Source organism: Nocardia gipuzkoensis, from assembly GCF_021183645.1.
Lineage (GTDB): Bacteria > Actinomycetota > Actinomycetes > Mycobacteriales > Mycobacteriaceae > Nocardia > Nocardia abscessus.
Window position 1 is genome coordinate 421,291 of sequence record NZ_CP089225.1, and the last position, 17,998, is coordinate 439,288.

The window sequence follows — 17,998 nt, forward strand, 5'->3', positions numbered from 1 at the left end:
TCATCGCGGTGCGCGGTCGGTGCCCGCCAGCAGGCCGCTGACCCGCAGCAGTTCGTCGTTCTCGGCGGCGAGGCCGATGGTGGTGCGCAGGTAGCCGGGGATGCCGACGTCGCGGATCAGCACGCCGTGATCGAGGTAGCGCTGCCAGGTGCGCGCGGCGTCGGCGAAGCGGCCGAACAGCAGGAAGTTGGCGTCGCTGGGGATCACGTCGTACCCCTGCTCCCGCAGCGCCGCCGCCACCCGGTCGCGCTGCGCCGCCAGTTCGGCGACGCTGCCGAGGGTCTCGTCGGCATGCCTCAAGGCCGCGCGGGCGGCCACCTGGGTGACCACCGAGAGGTGGTAGGGCAGCCGCACCAGCAGCATCGCCTCGATCACCGCGGGCGCGGCGACCAGGTAGCCGAGCCGCCCGCCCGCGAACGCGAACGCCTTGCTCATCGTCCTGGTCACCACGAGTTTCGCCGGGAACCGCGCGATCAGCCCGATGGCGCTGGGCTGTGCCGAGAATTCGCCGTAGGCCTCGTCCACCACCACGATGCCGGGCGCGGCGGCGAGGATGCGCGCCAGATCGTGCTGCGGGATGCTGTGCCCGGTGGGATTGTTCGGACTGGTCACGAACACCACGTCGGGCCTGCGCTCGGCGATGGCGGCGAGTGCGTGGTCGATGTCGAGGGAGAAGTCGGCGCTGCGCTTGGCCTCGATCCACTCGGTGTCGATGCCCTCGGAGATGATCGGGTGCATCGAGTAGGAGGGCACGAAACCCAGTGCGCTGCGGCCCGGCCCGCCGAAGGCCTGCAACAGCTGCTGCAGGATCTCGTTGGAGCCGTTGGCCGCCCAGACGTTGCCGGTGTCCAGCGCGATGCCGGTCTGGGCGGTGAGATACCGCGCCAGGTCGGTGCGCAGCGCGACGGCGTCGCGGTCCGGGTAGCGGTGCAGGTCGGCGGCGGCGGCGCGGATCGACTCGGCCACGTCGTCGATCAGCGCCCGGCTCGGCGGGTGCGGGTTCTCGTTCGTGTTCAGCTGCACGGGAACCGTCAATTGCGGTGCGCCGTAGGGCTTCTTGCCCCGCAGGTTCTCCCGCAGCGGCAGTTCGTCCAAAGTCAGCTCCGCGCCGGGCGCGCTCACCGCGCGCGTCACGACAGCGCCTCGAAACGCGCCTGCACGGCCTGGCCGTGCGCGGGCAGGTCCTCGGCGTTCGCCAGCGCCACCACGTGGCCCGCGACGTCCTTCAGTGCCGCTTCGGTGTACTCCACGACGTGGATTCCGCGCAGGAAGGTCTGCACGCTCAAGCCGGAGGAGTGCCGCGCGCAGCCCGCGGTGGGCAGCACGTGGTTGGAGCCCGCGCAGTAGTCACCCAGGCTGACCGGCGCGTACGCGCCGACGAACACCGCTCCGGCGCTGCGCACCCGGGCCGCGACCGCGGGCGCGTCCGTGGTCTGGATCTCCAGGTGTTCGGCGGCGTAGGCGTTCACCACGCGCAGGCCCTGCTCGATGTCGTCGACCAGGACGGTGCCGGACTGCTTGCCGCGCAGCGCCTCGCTCACCCGGTGGGCGTGCTTGACCACGGTCAGCTGCGCGGTCAGCGCCGCGTCCACCGCGTCGGCCAGCTGCTCGCTGTCGGTGACCAGCACGCTGGCGGCCAGCACGTCGTGCTCGGCCTGGCTGATCAGGTCGGCGGCGACGTGCACCGGATCGGCGGTCGCGTCGGCGAGGATGGCGATCTCGGTGGGGCCCGCCTCGGCGTCGATGCCGACCAGGCCGCGGCACAGCCGCTTCGCCGCGGTGACGTAGATGTTGCCCGGCCCGGTGATCAGGTCCACCGGCTCCAGCTGCGCGCCGTCGGTGTCGACGCCGCCGTAGGACAGCAGCGCGACGCCCTGGGCGCCGCCGACCGCCCACACTTCGTCGACGCCGAGCAGCTGCGCGGCGGCCAGGATGGTGGGGTGCGGCAGCCCGCCGAACTGCGCCTGCGGCGGCGAGGCCACCACCAGCGAGCCGACGCCCGCGGTCTGCGCGGGCACCACGTTCATCACGACGCTGGACGGGTAGACGGCGTTGCCGCCCGGCACGTACAGGCCGACCCGCTCGACGGGCACCCAGCGCTCGGTGACGGTGCCGCCCGGCACCACCTCGGTGGTCTTGTCGGTGCGCCGCTGGTCGGCGTGCACCTTGCGCGCCCTGGCGATGGACTCCTCCAACGCCGCGCGAACCGCCGGGTCCAGCCGCTCCAGCGCGGCTTCCAGCTCGGCCGCGGGCACCCGCACCGTCGGCGGGATCACTCCGTCGAAGCGCTCGCTGAACTCCAGGGCCGCCGACACACCCTGATCACGGATCGCCTCCACCACCGGACGCACCTGATGCAGCACCGAGTCCACGTCGACTCCCCCACGCGGCAGCGCGGCGCGCAGCTCGGCGACGGAGGGAGTACGACCGCGCAGATCGACGCGGGCGAGCTCGATGCGGGTTGTCATGTGGTGTCGGTCCTTGTCTCCAGCGGATTCCGCAACAGGAAAGTTGCAGCTACCAGCCTAATGGGCCGACGCCAACCGTTATCCGCGTGGTCCGGGGCGGCGAGATTCATCGCGGCTTCATGCCCCCACAGCGAACCCGGGCGTTCGGCAGCCGCTTCCGGCTGCACCTCAGAATTCGGACGCCGGCGTCAATGCGTGTCGCTGTCGATCAGAACAGATCCGTTGCCGGGATTGATCACCCGAAGCGTCACGGACTTGGTCTGGCCACCATAGGTCACGCTGGCCACATTGACGTCCACCGAACCGTCCGCGTTGGTACCGCTACCGCCACCGACCGTGTCGACGGTGTTGAAGCCCGTGACCCGGTTCTGCGTCCAGTAGGTCTCGAAGGCTTGCTGACTGCCGTACACCTGCTGGGCTGCGGGGGTCAGCTGTTTCCACGCGGCGGAGAAGCTCAAGTACGTCAGATTGTTGAAGAAGTCCACCACGTAATCGATGGATTGCCGTGGGTCGGCCTTGCCGACACTCTTCGTCTCCCCCACCGGGGCCGCGGCGGACGTCGTGTTGCCGCCTGGACGGGTCGAGGAGACCACCGACGACGTGCTGTCCTGCGCTGCGTTGGTGGTCGAACCCGACGAACTCAGCGTGTTCACCAGAATTGCTCCGGCCACGACGACCGCGCCGATCAGCGCACCGATCAGCACCGCGCGCCGTTTCCCTCCCGAGCCCTGCCTCGGCGTCGGGCGCGGCTGCGCCATGGTGCGGGGATGGGCCGCGGTGTCCGGATGGGAATTGGCCGGCCGCGCGGGCGTGGGACGGGGACGCGGCTGGCGCTCGGTGGGCGTGTAGGGCGCCGACGCCATCGCCGACGGCCGCAGCGTGCGGGTCGCCGATTCGGAGTCGCCCGCCCTCGGCCGCGCGAACGCTTCGCTGGCAGGCACGAACCCGACGGAAACCGGCGCGGGACCGGCGTCGGCGAACGCGGCGAGGTGGTCGCGCGCCGCCCGCATGCTCGGGCGCTCGGACGGCTCCGGGCTGAGCAGGTCGAGCAGGAAATCCGTCGCGGGGCCCGCGTTGCGCGGTTCGCTCAGCTGGCCGTTGGCGGCGGCGTAGAGCACCGCGAGCGGATTGGAGCCGGCACCGTAGGGCGGTTCGCCCTCGAGCGCGTGGAACAGCGTCGCGCCCAGCGCGAACACGTCGGAGGCCGGACTGGGATCGGAGCCGCGGGCGACCTCGGGCGCGAGATAGGCGGCGGTGCCGCAGATCAGTCCGGTCTCGGTGAGCGTCACGTCGCCGGTCGCGCGGGAGATGCCGAAGTCGGTGATCTTCACCGTCCCGTGATCATCGAGCAGGATGTTGCCCGGTTTCACGTCACGGTGCACGATGCCCGCCTGGTGCGCGACGATCAGCGCCGAGGCGACCTGCTCGCCGATCCGCGCGACCTGGGTCAGCGGCAAGGTGCCCTGGGCGCCGATCACGGCGGCCAGGCTCTTGGACTTCAGGTACTCCATCACCAGGCAGGGATCGCCCTCGTGCTCGGTGATGTCGAACACGACGATGGCGTTCGGATGCTGGAAACGGGCGGCGTTGCGGGCTTCCCGGATCGCGCGTTGGCGCACCACGATGCGTTCGGCCTCGGGCAAGCTCGGTTGGATGTGAATCTGCTTGACGGCCACGGAGCGCTGGAGGCGTTCGTCGACGGCACGCCAGACCACGCCCGTGCCGCCGCTACCAATCCGCTCGACCAGGCGGTAATGCTCCGCGATCAACTGACCGGTATCGATGGCGCCTACTCCGAACCTTCTCGAAATCGTGACATCCCGCATATTGATTACTCACGCGGTCCCGGGGATGAGTGTAGCGGGCTCCCGGCGGCTCGCACGCGCCAGCCGGGCCATGCCGCGGGCCAGAATCGCCCGAAACGGACTATTCGCGAGCGCGCAGCATCCGGCCCGCCGCGTCCACCGCGGGCGCCGAACTGCTCGCATCGCTGATGAACACGGCAAATGCCAGGTCGCCGTCGATACCGACGAACCAGCCGTGCGCGTGAGTGTCATCGATGTACTCCGCGGTGCCGGTCTTGCCGAGCAGCCCGGGAATGTCGCGCAGTTGCGTCGCGGTGCCGTCCGTGATCGTCTCGCGCATCATGGCTTTCAGCTGGTCGTCGACCTGCGGCGGCAGTGCGTCCGGAGCGCGGTCGGGGGTGCCCGGCTTGCCTGCGACGAGGGTGGGCGCGGGCGCGGCGCCACGCGCGATGGACGCGGCGACCATGGCCATACCGAACGGCGACGCTGTCACCTGCCCTTGACCGATCGCCGACTCCACCCGCAGCGCGGAGGTGCCTGCCGGGGGCACCTTCCCGGTGACAGTTGTCAGGCCCGGTGTGACGTAGTCGATCCCGAGGCCGAGTTGTGCGGCCGCTTTCGTCAGCGCGTCGGCGGGCAATTGCACGGCGAGGGAGCCCATGGTGGTGTTGCAGGAGCGGGCGAACGCGGTGTGCAGCGGGACCGAGCCCAGATCGAAGTTGTTGTCGTTGGGGATGCGGCGGCCCTCGATGTTCGCGGTGCCGGGGCAGGGCAGCACGGTGTCGGGTGTCACCGTTCCCGCCTGCAGCGCGGCGGAGACGGTGACCGTCTTGAACGTCGAACCCGGCGGGTAGAGCCCGGTCAGCGCGATCGGGCCCTGCGCGTCGGCGGCGGCGTTCTGCGCGATCGCGACGACCTCGCCGGTCGACGGCCGCAGGGCGACGATCGCGGCGGGCTGGGCGACCGGGACGAGGGCGGCCTCCGCGGCGCGCTGCCAGCCGAGGTCGAGCGTGGTCGCGATGTCCGCGGTGGGCGTCGGGTCCGTCCCCGCGACGCGCTGGGTGCCCTCCGGCGTCTGGGCGCGCACCGCCCACCCCGCGCTCGCGTCGGCGGACTCCTGCCACAGCTCGGCCAGTCCGGACAGGGTCGGTGCGGCCAGCGCCTTGTCGGTCGTCAGCAGGCGGGTCTGCGGGGCGAGGACGACGCCGGGCAGCGCGGTCAGACGATCGCGGACCGGGGCGAGATCGCTTTCGCGCAGGGTGATGGCGGTGATCGATTTCCCTTGTGCCGCGGCCAATTCCGCTTGCAGCGATGGCGCGGTGAGTCCGGGCGCGAGCGGGCCGAGCAGGTCCGCGACGGCGGCGAGGTCGGCGCCGGGGCCGACATTCACCAGCGTGACGATCTGCTCGGTCATCAGTTCGCCACCGGTGGAATCGAGGATGCGGGCCGGTTTCGGATAGACCCTGCTGTAGCTCAACGGCCCTGCGGCCAGCCCGGGGGCGACCGTGGCGGGGTCCCACTTCACCCGCCACCCCGACCCGTCGTCGCCCGCGGTGCCGTTGGTGGTGTAGGTCCACTCGGACTTGCCGTCGCCGCCCAGCTTCCAGGTGGCCGCCAGCGCGAAACCGTTCTCATCGACCGAGCGGACCTCGAAGCGCACGTCCTTGCCGAGCCCTTCGTAGAGCGCGCCGAGGGTGTCCGCGGCCAGGGCCGGGTTGTCGGTCAGCGCGGCCGCCGCGGCGACGTCGTCGCGGTTGAGCGCCTCGGCGAACTGCCCGGCGACGGTGTCGGGCTGGTCCGGTCCGGACGAGCAGGCGGCGAGCACGAGAATCGGTGCGGCGAACAGGACGAGGGACTTCCGGTTGGTACGCACGCCGACGACCCTATCGGGCCGGGCGTCGCGCCGAGCGGATCACGAGGTCAGTCGCCCGACCATGGGGCCTGCGCGAGCGCGGCGGCGTCGGCGTCGGTGAGGTCGATGTCGAACACCTCGGTGAGGATCTTGGGCAGCTCCGCGGGTTCGAGTTCCCTGGTGTCGCTCGTGCCGTCGGGGTACTCGGTGACGAGCGTGGTGCCGTCCAGCACGTGGTGCACATCAGGGCGGAAGCGCTGCGCGTACGGCCGGGTGGTGAACGGGGAACGCGGCGAGGTCGATACGAAGTGGTTGCCGACCGCGTAGTCGATGCGGTACTGCGGATTCAGGGTGAAACTGTGCCGGTCGACCCACCCGTCGCGGCCGTATTGGTGCAGCACCCACAAGTCGGAACCCAGCTCGCCGCGCGTGCTCTCCAGCCGGAACTTCCATTCGCCCGCGGCGAATTCGCCGGTCTCGGCGGACAGTTCGAACGGCACGAGCGGTCCGGCGCCGAAGCCGACGTCGCACAGCCAGACCCGATCGTCGTCGGCGGTGGTCACGCGCAGCAAAGCGTGGGTGGCGGGCCGCAAGGCCGTGCCCGCGCCCATGCTCACGCGCCCGCTGAGGCCGGTGACGCCGAACCCGAGCCGTTCCAGCGCGGCGGCGAACAATCCCACGTTCTCGTAGCAGTAGCCACCGCGCCGCCGCCGCACGAGCTTGTCCTGCAAGGTCGCCAGATCCAGCGGAATCGACCGGCCCAGGATGATCTCCAGGTTCTCGAACGGGATCTCGGTGGTGTGCGCGCGCACCAGCTCGTGCAGCGTCCGGACGGTGGGGGCGCGCTCGCCGGCGAATCCGATCCGGGCCAGATAGGCGTCCAGGTCCAGCTCCGCTCCGTTCCAGTGGTAGGCCGGGTCGGTCGGCTTGCTCATCACGTCCTCGCTTCGTCGTCGGTCTTCTCGGTCAACCGCGCGGAAACACGATCATGTTCCCGTCCGACCGCTCACGCCGCGCACTTCGCGCCCGGCGGGGCGGGCGGTGCGGTGACGACGCCGTGCGCGACGTCCACCAGGTAGTCGCGGTCCGGGCCGTCGACCGGTTCCGCGCCGAGCAGCAGTCGCTCGACGACGCAGCCGCCCTCGAAGAAGGCCGGTCCGACGCTGTGGTCGCCCGCGACCACCCGCCCGTTCAGATCGCGCCCGGTGACGACGGTGTACATCGAGGTGGGCCGTCCCGCGGCGCGCAAGCCCGCGCGCATCTCGATGCTGGTGGCGTAGGGCACCACGTCGTCGGCGGTGCCGTGGACGAGAAACGCGCGCCGTAGGTCCATCCGTTCGGCCAGCAGTGCGGGCGAGCGTTCGACATAGGCGAGCGGGCACACGGTGGGCGGGCAACCACCCGCGTCGCGCTCGATCTGCGCGGGCAGTGCCGGATCCACCGCCACCGCGCCCAGCCACATGGTGAAATCGTCGGCGGGACCGTAGTTGTCGACCCAGTAGTCGAACATCCCGCGCGGTCCGTGCGCCACCGCGAGACCGCTGGTGATGCCGCCCTGGCTCCACCCCCACAGCACCGTGCGGGCGATCGAGGGGTTGGCGTCCCGGTACCACGCGGTCGCGGCGACGATGTCGCGCCAGCCCGCCCACAGATTCCACTCCCCGGTGCGCCACACGCTGCCGTCGGAGCGCAGGTCCATCGACAGGATCGGGGTGGCGGTGCGCCGCGCGATCGAATCGAGGTATCCGGCGAAATCCGCCGACGACCCGTCGTGCCCGTGCACCGCGACCACGAGCGCCTGCGCGGCCGCGTCACCCTGGGCGCACCGATAGGGCTCGTAGACCCGCCCGGTCGCCGTCTCACCGTCCACGGTCAGCGAAACCGGGCGCACCGCCACCCCGGGGATGCACGGCGCATCCGCCGAAACGCGCGGCGCCACAAGAGTTCCCGTTACGAGCACGCCGGCCAGCGCGCAGCACAGTAGGAGTACCGGATATGCCCGTCGCATACTCGGATGATGTCACGGCGTCACCGTCGTGTCCGGGTGCTGCGCGAAGCGGACGTCACCCACGGCGGCGCTACCGACCGGAACGTCGCAGCCAGGTCCGGGTCGGCGATCTCGAAGCACGCTTTCCCGGCCTGCTCGACCCGGTCCGCGCCTGGGAACCGAGGACCGATCCCGATTTTTGGGGGCAGGACCAGGCGTGCGGGTCCTGTTACGGTCCGGATATTCATTTCGAGTCCGGACGGCACGGGTCCGCGCGTTCGGACGTCTTCTCATGGAGTCCGCCATGGCCTACGTACCCCGCCTCACCCCCGACGCGACCCTGATCAGCACGCTGGCGCAGAACGCCGCGAGGTGGCGCGAACAATTGCTGGCCGAGCGGAACGCACTGCGCGGCGGAACTTTTCGCGATGCCGCCGTCGCCCTGTGCGCGCTGGTCGCGATGGGCGACGGCGCGACCGAGGCGGCCGACCGCGCCGCCGTCGCCGAACTCGTCACGGCCGACCCGGTCCTGCGGAACTTCCCGGTCGACGACTTGCGCGCCCTGTTCGAGGACAACTGCAATCGGCTGGCGAACGACCATGTTCGCGGTTGCGCGCACGTGCTGCGGCAGATCGCCAAGGCCGGGGCCGAGCCGGTCGAAGCGGAGGCGGTGATCCGGATCGGCATCCTGACCGGCAGCGCGTCCGGAGTATGCGGCCCGGCCACGGTCGAGGCCGTCCGTGACGCCTGCCGGACGCTGCGCTTGGCGCCGGAGCGCTTCGGCCTCTGAACCCCGGTGGCGAACGCTACGATTCGCCTATGCGTTCGATTGATGCCGCCGAGCGGCGCGCTCGGCTGGCGGTGCGGCACCGGCTGGCGGCGCCGGAGCGGTCCGGGCGGGTCGCCGACATCGCCCGCTCGATGGTGGCCCTGCACGCGACCGATCCGGCGACCGTATTCCTCTCCGTCGCGGCCCGTGCCGAGGGCCTGCGCCCCTCGGATGTCGAACAGGCGATCTACGAAGACCGTTCGCTGCTGCGGATGCTCGCCATGCGCCGCACCATGTTCGTCGTGCCGGTGGATCTGGTCCCGGTTCTGCAGGCCTCGTGCGCGGACGCGCTGGCACACAAGCAGCGGCGCACCTATGGCAAGTACCTGGCGCAGGCCGGCATCGGGGACGGCGACACGCCGGGCTGGTGGGCCGAGGTGGAAGCGGAGACGCACGAAGCGTTGCTGGCCCGCGGCGCGGCGACCGGCGCACAGCTGAGCAAGGACGTCCCGCGGTTGCGCACCCAGGTGAACACCGCGCCGGACAAGGCGTACTCGAAGCCGACGAACATCACCACCTGGGTCCTGGTGACACTCGGTTGTGAAGGCCGCATCGTGCGCGGGCGGCCGAACGGCAGCTGGGCCAGCAGCCAGTACACCTGGTCGCCCGTCGAATCGTGGTTGCCCGACGGCGTCCCCACGCTTCCCGCCGCCGAAGCCCGCGCCGAACTGGTCCGCCGGTGGTTGCGCGCGTTCGGCCCCGCGCCGGTGTCCGACGTCAAGTGGTGGACCGGGTGGACGCTCGCCGAAGTGCGCGCGGCGCTCGGCGCGCTCGAGCTGGCCGAGGTCGACCTGGACGGCGCGACCGGTGTGCTGCTGGCCGACGACGTGGAACCGGTCGCCGCCCCGGAGCCGTGGGCGGCGTTGCTGCCCGCCCTCGATCCGACGCCGATGGGCTGGCAGGCCCGCGAGTGGTATCTCGGCCCCCACGCCCCGAAACTGTTCGATCGCAACGGGAATGTCGGCCCCACCGTCTGGTGGGACGGACGAATCGTCGGCGGCTGGGCACAACGTAAGGACGGCGAGATCGTCTACCGCCTGCTCGAAGACGTCGGCGCGGACGCCGAAGCGCTCATCTGCGCGCAAGCGCAACGGATCGCCGAATGGTTCGGCGAGGTACGCACCATCCCCCGGTTCCGCACCCCACTGGAACGCGAGCTCACCGCCTGAACCACTGACCGGATCGGCCGCCCGGTACCGGGTAGCTTGGGCGGCATGGAGATTCGCGGGTTCACCGAGAGTGACCGGGCCGCACTGCGCGCCTTGTTCGTTCGGGCCGGGGCGGGTTCGCCGAGCGAGTCGCTGTGGGGGCATCCCGAGTCCGAGGCGGCGATCTATCTGGAGCCGTATATGGATCTGGAACCCGAGTCGCTGTTCGTCGCGGAGTCCGGGGGTGAACTGGCCGGGTATCTGACGGGCTGCGTGGACAGTGCTGCCTTTCCCAGCGAGAGCGAGCGGATCGAGCAGGCGATCCGCCGCTATCGCCTGATTTTCCGCCGCACGTCGGCCGGGTTCTTCGCACGCAGCATCGCCGACGTCGCCGGTGCGGCGATCCGCCGGGCCCCGACGGCGGGAGATTTCCATGACGAGCGCTGGCCGGGCCACCTGCATATCAACGTCGCGCCGCGGGCGAGGGGCACCGGGGCCGCGGATCGGCTGATGCTCCGCTGGTTCGAGCGGCTCACCGAAGCCGGCTCACCCGGTTGCCACTTGCAGACACTGGTCGAAAATATCCGCGCGGTCCGGTTCTTCGAGCGCATGGGCTTCACCGCGCACGGCACCGCGCCCTTGGTCCCCGGCCTGCGCTACCACGGCCGGCGGGTGCATCAGCGCACCATGGTGCGCGACATCTGACGCCGCCTACATGTCCAGCCCGAGGTCGAGCACCCGGACCGAGTGGGTGAGCGCGCCGACCGCGAGGTAGTCGACGCCGGTGCGGGCGTAGTCGGCGGCGACGTCGAGGCTCAGACCCCCGGAAGACTCCAGTTTCGTCTGCGGGGACGCGGCGTTGCGGCGCTGCACGGCCGCCTGCGTCTGCCAGAGCGGGAAGTTGTCCAGCAGCACGAGTTCCACGTTCTCGGCGAGCACGGCGTCGAGCTGTTCGAGGCTGTCCACTTCGACCTCGCAGGCGATGTCGGGAGCGGCGGCGCGCACCGCGCGCAGCGCCTCGACCACCGACCCCGCGGCGACCACGTGGTTGTCCTTGATCAGCGCGGCGTCACCGAGACCCATGCGATGGTTGACACCGCCGCCCACACGCACGGCGTATTTCTGCAGCGCGCGCAATCCGGGCAGCGTCTTGCGACTGTCCCGGATGCGGCAGTGGGTGCCCGCGACGGCGTCCACCCAGGCGGCGGTCGCCGTGGCGATGCCGGACAGGTGGCACACCAGGTTGAGCATGGTGCGCTCCGCGGTGAGCAGCTCCCGCGTCGGCGCGATCAGGGTCAGCACGGACTGCCCCGGCGACACTCGGGTGCCATCGGCGACGCGATCGGTGATCTCGTAGTCGCTCGCGCCGATCACCTCGTCGAGCACCAGCAATCCGGCGTCGATTCCGGCGACGGTGCCCGGCTCCCGCGACACCACCGAAGCCTTGATCACCGCGTCGGCGGGCACGGTGGCCGTCGTGGTGACGTCGGGGCCGTAGCGCAGGTCCTCGTCCAGCGCCGCGCGAATGATCCGCAGCACCTCGTCGCGATCCAGGGCGGCATCCAAAGCCATCGAAGTGTTCCTCTCTCGCCGAGCGGGGTCGGCGGTCCTGCCGGAATCCTGCTCGGCGGCTGTGTTCAGGAGATCGGGGCGTACTCGGGCACGCCGTCGTCGTTCAGCCGGATCGGAAGGCTGTGGCGGAGTTCGCGCACGGCCTCCGGGTGATCCGACCGGGTGTGACAGCCGCGGCTCTCGGTGCGGGCGAGCGCGGCCAGCAGCAGGGCGCGTGCCGCGAGGGTGAGCGCGGCGTCCTCGATCGCGGCGATCGGGTGCGCGTCGGCGGTGCGCGTGTCGCGGCGGGTGACCACGTCGTCGAGCCGCTTGAGCGCTTCGGCGAGACCGGCGCGGTCGCGGACCACCGAGGCGTGCGTGGTCATCAGGCCCTGCACCACGTCGCGGGTGGCGTATGCGGCGGCGCGAGCCGGGATCTCGCTCACCCCGGCCCGCTCACCGAGCCGCTCGGCGGCGGCGGCCCCCGCCCGCTCGCCGACCACCAGTCCCTCCAGCAGGCTGTTGGACGCCAACCGGTTCGCCCCGTGCAGACCGGTGCGCGCGACCTCACCGGCCGCGTACAGGCCGGGCACTCCGGTACGGCCGTGCGTGTCGGTCACGACTCCCCCGCACTGGTAGTGCGCGGCCGGTGCGACCGGGATCAGATCCGTGCGCGGATCGATGCCCGCCGCCAGGCACGAGGCGGTGATCGTCGGAAACCGTTGCGGGAAGCCGTCGATCGATCGAGCGTCGAGGTAGACGTGCTCGGCGCCGAGCGCGCGCATGCGCGCCGCGATGGCACGGGAGACGACGTCGCGGGGTGCGAGGTCGCCGCGCGGATGCACCCCCGCGGTCACCGCATTGCCTTCGGTGTCCACCAGCGTCGCACCTTCGCCGCGCACCGCTTCGCTGATCAGCGGCCTGCGCCCCACTCCGCCAGGGGTGTAGAGCACGGTCGGGTGGAACTGCACGAACTCGAGATCGGCGACGGTCGCTCCGGCCCACAGCCCGAGCGCGACGCCGTCGGCGGTGGCGCCCGGCGGATTGGTGCTCAGCGCGTACAACTGTCCGAGCCCGCCGGTGGCCAGGAGCACGGCGGGTGCGTGGACGACGCCGAATCCCTTCTCCGACACCGCGACCACGCCCCGCACACCGTTCGGCCCGGTGACGATCTCACCGGCCGCGGCTCCGAACAGCACCGGCAGACCGGCCTCGTTCAGCGCTCGCTGCACCTCCGCGCCGGTGGCGTCGCCACCGGCGTGGATGATCCGGCGGGTGCTGTGCCCGCCCTCGCGGGTCCGCGAGATCTGGCCGTCGCGTCCGAGGTCGAACACCGCGCCGAGGTCGGTCAGCGCGGCCACCGCGGCCTGCCCGCCCTCGACGATGGAGCGCACGGCGTCCACGTCGCACAGTCCGGCGCCCGCCTCCACCGTGTCGTGCACGTGCGATTCGACCGAGTCACCGTGCGGCGCCACCACCGCGATGCCGCCTTGGGCGTACTGGGTGGACGTGTCGGTCGGACCGCCTTTGCTGAGCGTGAGCACCCGCAGGCCACGCAGTGACGCGGTGCGCGCCGCGGTCAGTCCCGCGACGCCGCCGCCGATCACGACCAGGTCGGCCTCGGCCTCCCAGTCGATCGAAACCCGGGATGTCATCGGCCCGCGCCTCTCTGGCTCTCTGTCTTGCGATCGGCGTCGGTGCTCCCGGCGCGGGCGCGATGGTCAGCGCTCCCACCGGCGACACCGCCCTCCGCCGGAGGCCGACCCACCGGGGTCGAGCTCATTCACCGCCGCCGGGATTGCCGATCGCGATCATCCGCTGCACCGAATTACGGCCCAGCGCAGCGGTTTCCGGATCGACGTGCACTTCGTCGCGACCTTCGACCAGGCAGCGAAGCAGCGCCGCGGGGGTGATCATCTTCATGTACTTGCACGACGCCCGGTCGTTGACGGCCTGGAAGTCGATACCCGGGGCGGCCTTGCGCAGCTGGTGCAGCATGCCTACCTCGGTGGCCACCAGCACCTGATTCGACTTCGCCGCCTTGGCCGCGTCGATCATGCCGCCGGTGGACAGGATGTGCACCCGGTCGGCCGGGAACGACCCCTCGCCCGCCAGATACAGCGCCGAGGTGGCGCAGCCGCATTCCGGGTGCACGAACAGCTCCGCGTCGGGATGGGTGCGCGCCTGCTCGGTCAGCTCGTCGCCGTTGATGCCCGCGTGCACGTGGCATTCACCCGCCCAGATGTGCATGTTCGCCCGGCCGGTGACCCGCTTGACGTGCGCGCCGAGGAACTGGTCCGGCAGGAAGAGCACCTCGCGATCCGGGTCGATCGAGGCGACCACGTCGACCGCGTTGGACGACGTGCAGCAGATGTCGGTGAGCGCTTTCACCTCGGCCGTGGTGTTCACGTAGGACACGACCACCGCGTTCGGGTGCTCGGCCTTCCAGGCGCGCAAGTCGTCGGCCGTGATCGAATCGGCGAGCGAACACCCGGCGCGCTGATCCGGGATGAGCACGGTCTTCGCCGGGCTCAGAATCTTGGCGGTCTCGGCCATGAAGTGCACGCCGCAGAACACGATCGTGTCCTCGGGCGCCTCGGCCGCGATCCGCGACAGCGCCAGCGAATCCCCGACGTGATCGGCCACGTCCTGGATCGCGGGCAACTGATAGTTGTGCGCCAGAATCGTCGCGTTGCGCTCCCTGGCCAGTCGCTTGACTTCCTGCGCCCACTCCGGCGTTGCCTCGACACCAGCGAACCCCGATGGCCCGTCGAACACCTGCCCCATCAGCGGAGGCGCCAGTTTCGCACCCGTCGTCGCCATGGATGGCTCCCTTCCTCGTGCGCTCGGATACTCGGCCGATTCGCACCAAACCAGGTTTTCGACTTATAATCGAAAACGTGGCCCATAGTAGCACCATCCACGAATCGCTCACCGCGGTGTTCCAGGTTCGTCGCTTTCCGAGCCGCATCGTCGCAGGTCACGCCCCAGCGGAGGGGCCAGAGGGCATGCTGCGGCGTTGCCCGCCCGACCAGCGGACGGAACTGGCGGTGTTGCTGTGGGAACGCGCGCTCGACCCACAGAAGGGCACCTGGTCGCTGCCGGGCGGCCGGCTGCGCGACGACGAGGACCTCGACACCTCCGCCCGCCGCCAGCTCGCCGAGAAGGTGGACGTGCGCGAGCTGAGCCACCTGGAGCAGCTCTCGGTGTTCAGCGCCCCCGACCGGGTGCCGAGCCCGCGGCGCATCGCCTCGGCCTATCTCGGCCTGGTGCCGCTGACCGCCGACCCCCAACTGCCCTCGGACACCGCCTGGCACCCGGTCTCGGCGCTACCGGACATGTCCTTCGATCACCGCACGGTGGTCGATCACGCCCGCACCCGCCTGGCCGCGAAGCTGTCGTACACCAATATCGCCTTCGCTCTCGCGCCGGACCGGTTCACCATGTCCACTCTGCGCGAAATCTACTGCGCGGCGCTCGGATACGACGTCGACACGACGAACCTCCAGCGCGTGCTCTCGCGCCGCAAAGTGATCACGCCCACCGGAGCCACGGCCGCCCCGGGCCGCGCGGGCGGGCGCCCCGCCGCGGTCTACCGCTTCACCGACTCCGGCCTGCGAGTGACCGACGAATTCGCGGCGCTGCGCCCGCCCGGCCCTTCCTGAACCGTCGAACGAAGGGGCAGTCCCACACCCGCTTGCCTCCGCACCGCCGGGCGAATACGCGTAAGACCGAGCCGGGAACCAGCGGTGGAGACTGCGGCGAGGCGTGCAGGTTGCGGCGACGGGGTGGAGAGTGACGCTTCGAGTCAGTAGGCGGTGTCCGCTTTGCCGTGCTTGGAGCGGCGGCGATACTGCCGCTTGCTGGGTATCGGACGCGCAGCGTTGCTGCGCCGCAAGGCATCCCGCCGCCGCCAAGCCGCTAGATCCGCGCGGTCCCGCGCCACAGGAGGCGTCTCGGGCACTACTGGATCTCGAGGCATGGCCGGCCTCCTTTCGACACGTTCTCGGCTGCTTCGGCCGCCCACCATATCCCCGCCACCGGTCCACCTCCACTTGTTTTCCGTGCGGATGACAGGGTTCCCCGACCACCGCGGGGCTTCCGCGTCGGCAGGCCGGAGACGACCGGCCCGAAGCCGCCGGACTAGGCGATTCGGCCGCCGTCAAGGCCCGATCCGGAGAGTCACGTTGCGGGATCGGCGGGGACCGCTCGTGTCGGTTGGCTCACAAACGGGGCTGAGCGGTATCGGAAAGCGCCGGATCGTGGCAGGGTGGACCACTGAGATCAGGTAATCAATGTGTTCGCCTGGCTCATCTACAGAAAAGATTGAAGTAAAGCAATGGCTCAAGGCAGTGTGAAGTGGTTTAACAGCGAAAAGGGCTTCGGCTTCATCGCGCAAGATGGTGGCGGCGCCGACGTCTTCGTTCATTACTCCGCCGTGTCCGGCTCGGGATTCAAGTCCCTTGAAGAGGGGCAGCGCGTGGAGTTCGAGATCGGCCAAGGACAGAAGGGCCCGCAGGCTCAGGACGTCCGCGCGATCTGATCGACGTAGCTAGGTAGGAGCCCCGCACCATAACGGTGCGGGGCTTTTGCGTGCACGGGGGGTGGTGCGTGCCGACCTGCGCAGGCGGCGGACCGCGGGTTCGAGCGCGCCTGGTCCTGAGTACCAGGCAGCCCCGCTCGTTGCGGTCCCGAGTTCAGCGGGGTCTCGCACGCACCTTGCCGGTGGTCGAGAACGCGGGCCGCGGGATCATCGCATGTCGGCAAGCTCCAGTTCGGCTACCTTGACCAGCCCCTCCTGCGACTGCGCGGTTTCCAGTGTGAACCGGGCGGAGCGGCCCCGGACGACGAGGGAGGCGATCGAGTTGCCGAAATGCGGGCCGCTGAGTTTCCGCCATCGGACCGGATCGGGTGAGATCCCGCGCCGATCCGCGAGCCACCGCAGCGCCGACGCGATCGGCGCCGTCCACGACAGCGCGAACGCCGGATGGAACATCTTGGGCGGTTCGTTGTGCACCGGTGAGCACACCAGTTGCAGCACTTGGGATTCGGTCGACTGCGCGAAGGTGGCTCTCGCGACGTAGCTGTGGTGCACGTCCCCGGACAGCACACAGATCGTGGCGGGCGCGTCCGGCGCACTGCCCAGCCGATGGATCAGGCGCGACAACCGTTCGAAGGACGCGCGGAACGCCGGCCAGTGCTCCAGATCCGCTGCCTGCCTGACCTTCTCGCCGAGCCGGCCGCGCCATCCGGGCAGATTCGCCGCACGCTCGTTGAGCGATTGGAAGTGGCTCAGCGCGGGCGGCATCAGCCAGGGCAGCGACGATCCGATCAGCAGGTGGTCGAAGTCGCCCGCGGCGTTGCGCTCGATCCAGTCGAACTCCTCCGGCCCGACCATCAGCCGCTCCCCGTCGAGGATTCGGCCGCCGCGGGTGTCGATCACCAGCAGCCGGATCCGGCCGAAGTCGCGGCGGTAGCTCCAGCGAGCGGGTTTGCGGCCGTCGACCTCCTTGTCGGCCTGCTCGGCGAAATCCTCCAGCAGGTCCCGCACGTCCTCGCCCGCCGTGGTGACCTGGCGGTAGAGCGGGTCACGCGCGAGCTCGTCCGGGCCGAGGTTGCCGATGTGCTGGTACACCCAGTAGGACGCGAGCCCGGCGCGGATGCGCTTGCGCCACCACGGCTTCGCCGCCATCTGCTCGCGCCACGCGCGCGAGGTGTTCCAGTCGTCGCGCACGTCGTGGTCGTCGAAGATCATCGACGTCGGCACGGTCGACATCAGCCAGCGGATCTCCGGGTCCGCCCACGATTCGTGGTAGAGCTCGCCGTACTCGCGGAAGGACACGACCTCGCCGCGGGGCTCCTGCCCGCCGCGCCGCCGCGCGAGCCATTCCGCCATCCGCGGTGTCGGCTCATCGGCGTAGACCTGGTCACCGAGTAGCAGCAGTGCGTCCGGCCATTCCCGCTCGGGCGAGCCCATCATGCGCAGGGCGTACGCGTCCAGCGCGTCCACCCCCAACTTGTCGGCCTCCAGCACGCCGGGCGCGGCCTTGGCCGCCCGGCACGACCCGAACAGGATCTTCTCGACGGTCCGCGTGCGAATGCGGCAGGGCGGCTGCTCCGAGTCCGGCTCCGGCCACACCGGCACACCGTCGAGCCGCACCTGGTAGGGAATCGACGCGCCGGGTTCCAGTCCGCCGATCGAGACCAGCGCGAAGTGCTGTTCCCCCACCTGGAAGGTGCGGGCGAGCCGCCCCAGAACGTCCACCTCGCACGCGTCATCGGTTTCCACCCAGACGGTCGCCGAGGTCGCGTCGACGTGCCGCAACACCGGCCCCAATACCAACTCCGCCATACCCGA

16 protein-coding genes are annotated in these 17,998 nt (G+C 70.6%); 5 read left to right on the forward strand and 11 right to left on the reverse strand.

The window, feature by feature from the left end:
• From LTT66_RS01935 to LTT66_RS01960, 6 genes are all read right to left on the reverse strand, one after another.
• Complete coding sequence (locus LTT66_RS01935; protein ID WP_233063421.1) at positions 1–1,134, reverse strand: histidinol-phosphate transaminase; 1,134 nt, start codon at positions 1,132–1,134, stop codon at positions 1–3.
• Complete coding sequence (hisD, locus tag LTT66_RS01940; RefSeq protein ID WP_233063422.1) at positions 1,131–2,468, reverse strand: histidinol dehydrogenase; 1,338 nt, start codon at positions 2,466–2,468, stop codon at positions 1,131–1,133. Before hisD ends, LTT66_RS01935 begins: the two co-directional genes overlap by 4 nt.
• A gap of 188 nt (positions 2,469–2,656) precedes the next feature.
• Entirely contained in the window at positions 2,657–4,237 is a 1,581-nt protein-coding gene (locus LTT66_RS01945) for a serine/threonine-protein kinase (RefSeq protein ID WP_408638730.1), read from the reverse strand.
• 157 nt (positions 4,238–4,394) lie between these two features.
• Positions 4,395–6,146 carry a penicillin-binding transpeptidase domain-containing protein gene (locus LTT66_RS01950; protein ID WP_233063424.1) on the reverse strand — a complete coding sequence of 584 codons (1,752 nt, stop codon included), beginning with the start codon at positions 6,144–6,146 and terminating at the stop codon, positions 4,395–4,397.
• Between the two features lie 47 nt (positions 6,147–6,193).
• Positions 6,194–7,060 (reverse strand): arylamine N-acetyltransferase family protein, encoded by an 867-nt coding sequence (locus LTT66_RS01955; RefSeq protein ID WP_233063425.1) that lies wholly within the window; start codon positions 7,058–7,060, stop codon positions 6,194–6,196.
• 71 nt (positions 7,061–7,131) lie between these two features.
• Positions 7,132–8,133: an alpha/beta hydrolase family protein gene (locus LTT66_RS01960; protein ID WP_233063426.1), complete on the reverse strand. Its 1,002-nt coding sequence runs from the start codon at positions 8,131–8,133 to the stop codon at positions 7,132–7,134.
• 283 nt (positions 8,134–8,416) lie between these two features.
• On the opposite strand from LTT66_RS01960, the gene LTT66_RS01965 reads away from it, so the two are divergent.
• From LTT66_RS01965 to LTT66_RS01975, 3 genes are read left to right on the forward strand one after another with little or no spacing between them, the layout of a single operon-like run.
• Complete coding sequence (locus tag LTT66_RS01965) at positions 8,417–8,902, forward strand: TerB family tellurite resistance protein (RefSeq protein WP_233063427.1); 486 nt, start codon at positions 8,417–8,419, stop codon at positions 8,900–8,902.
• Positions 8,903–8,931: 29 nt separating this feature from the next.
• Positions 8,932–10,110, forward strand: coding sequence for a winged helix DNA-binding domain-containing protein (locus LTT66_RS01970; protein WP_233063428.1), 1,179 nt, complete (start codon positions 8,932–8,934; stop codon positions 10,108–10,110).
• 45 nt (positions 10,111–10,155) lie between these two features.
• Positions 10,156–10,794, forward strand: coding sequence for a GNAT family N-acetyltransferase (locus tag LTT66_RS01975; RefSeq protein WP_233063429.1), 639 nt, complete (start codon positions 10,156–10,158; stop codon positions 10,792–10,794).
• A 6-nt stretch (positions 10,795–10,800) separates the two neighbouring features.
• Here LTT66_RS01975 and nadC read toward each other — a convergent pair whose 3' ends face one another.
• The 3 genes from nadC to nadA all read right to left on the reverse strand — a co-directional run bounded on the left by nadC (position 10,801) and on the right by nadA (position 14,463).
• On the reverse strand, positions 10,801–11,661 hold the full coding sequence (gene nadC, locus LTT66_RS01980) for a carboxylating nicotinate-nucleotide diphosphorylase (protein ID WP_233063430.1): 861 nt from the start codon (positions 11,659–11,661) through the stop codon (positions 10,801–10,803).
• 65 nt (positions 11,662–11,726) lie between these two features.
• A complete protein-coding gene (locus LTT66_RS01985; RefSeq protein WP_233063431.1) occupies positions 11,727–13,295 on the reverse strand; it encodes an L-aspartate oxidase in 1,569 nt (522 codons plus the stop codon).
• Between the two features lie 124 nt (positions 13,296–13,419).
• Positions 13,420–14,463 (reverse strand): quinolinate synthase NadA, encoded by a 1,044-nt coding sequence (gene nadA / locus LTT66_RS01990; RefSeq protein WP_195034021.1) that lies wholly within the window; start codon positions 14,461–14,463, stop codon positions 13,420–13,422.
• 77 nt (positions 14,464–14,540) lie between these two features.
• On the opposite strand from nadA, the gene LTT66_RS01995 reads away from it, so the two are divergent.
• On the forward strand, positions 14,541–15,305 hold the full coding sequence (locus tag LTT66_RS01995; protein WP_269821992.1) for an NUDIX hydrolase: 765 nt from the start codon (positions 14,541–14,543) through the stop codon (positions 15,303–15,305).
• 143 nt (positions 15,306–15,448) lie between these two features.
• On the opposite strand, the gene LTT66_RS02000 is transcribed toward LTT66_RS01995, so the two are convergent.
• Complete coding sequence (locus LTT66_RS02000; RefSeq protein WP_233063432.1) at positions 15,449–15,622, reverse strand: hypothetical protein; 174 nt, start codon at positions 15,620–15,622, stop codon at positions 15,449–15,451.
• A 357-nt stretch (positions 15,623–15,979) separates the two neighbouring features.
• Here LTT66_RS02000 and LTT66_RS02005 point away from each other — a divergent pair, with 357 nt between their 5' ends.
• On the forward strand, positions 15,980–16,183 hold the full coding sequence (locus LTT66_RS02005; protein ID WP_040741190.1) for a cold-shock protein: 204 nt from the start codon (positions 15,980–15,982) through the stop codon (positions 16,181–16,183).
• A gap of 207 nt (positions 16,184–16,390) precedes the next feature.
• Here LTT66_RS02005 and LTT66_RS02010 read toward each other — a convergent pair whose 3' ends face one another.
• Entirely contained in the window at positions 16,391–17,992 is a 1,602-nt protein-coding gene (locus LTT66_RS02010; protein ID WP_233063433.1) for an alkaline phosphatase D family protein, read from the reverse strand.
• Positions 17,993–17,998 lie beyond the last annotated feature (6 nt).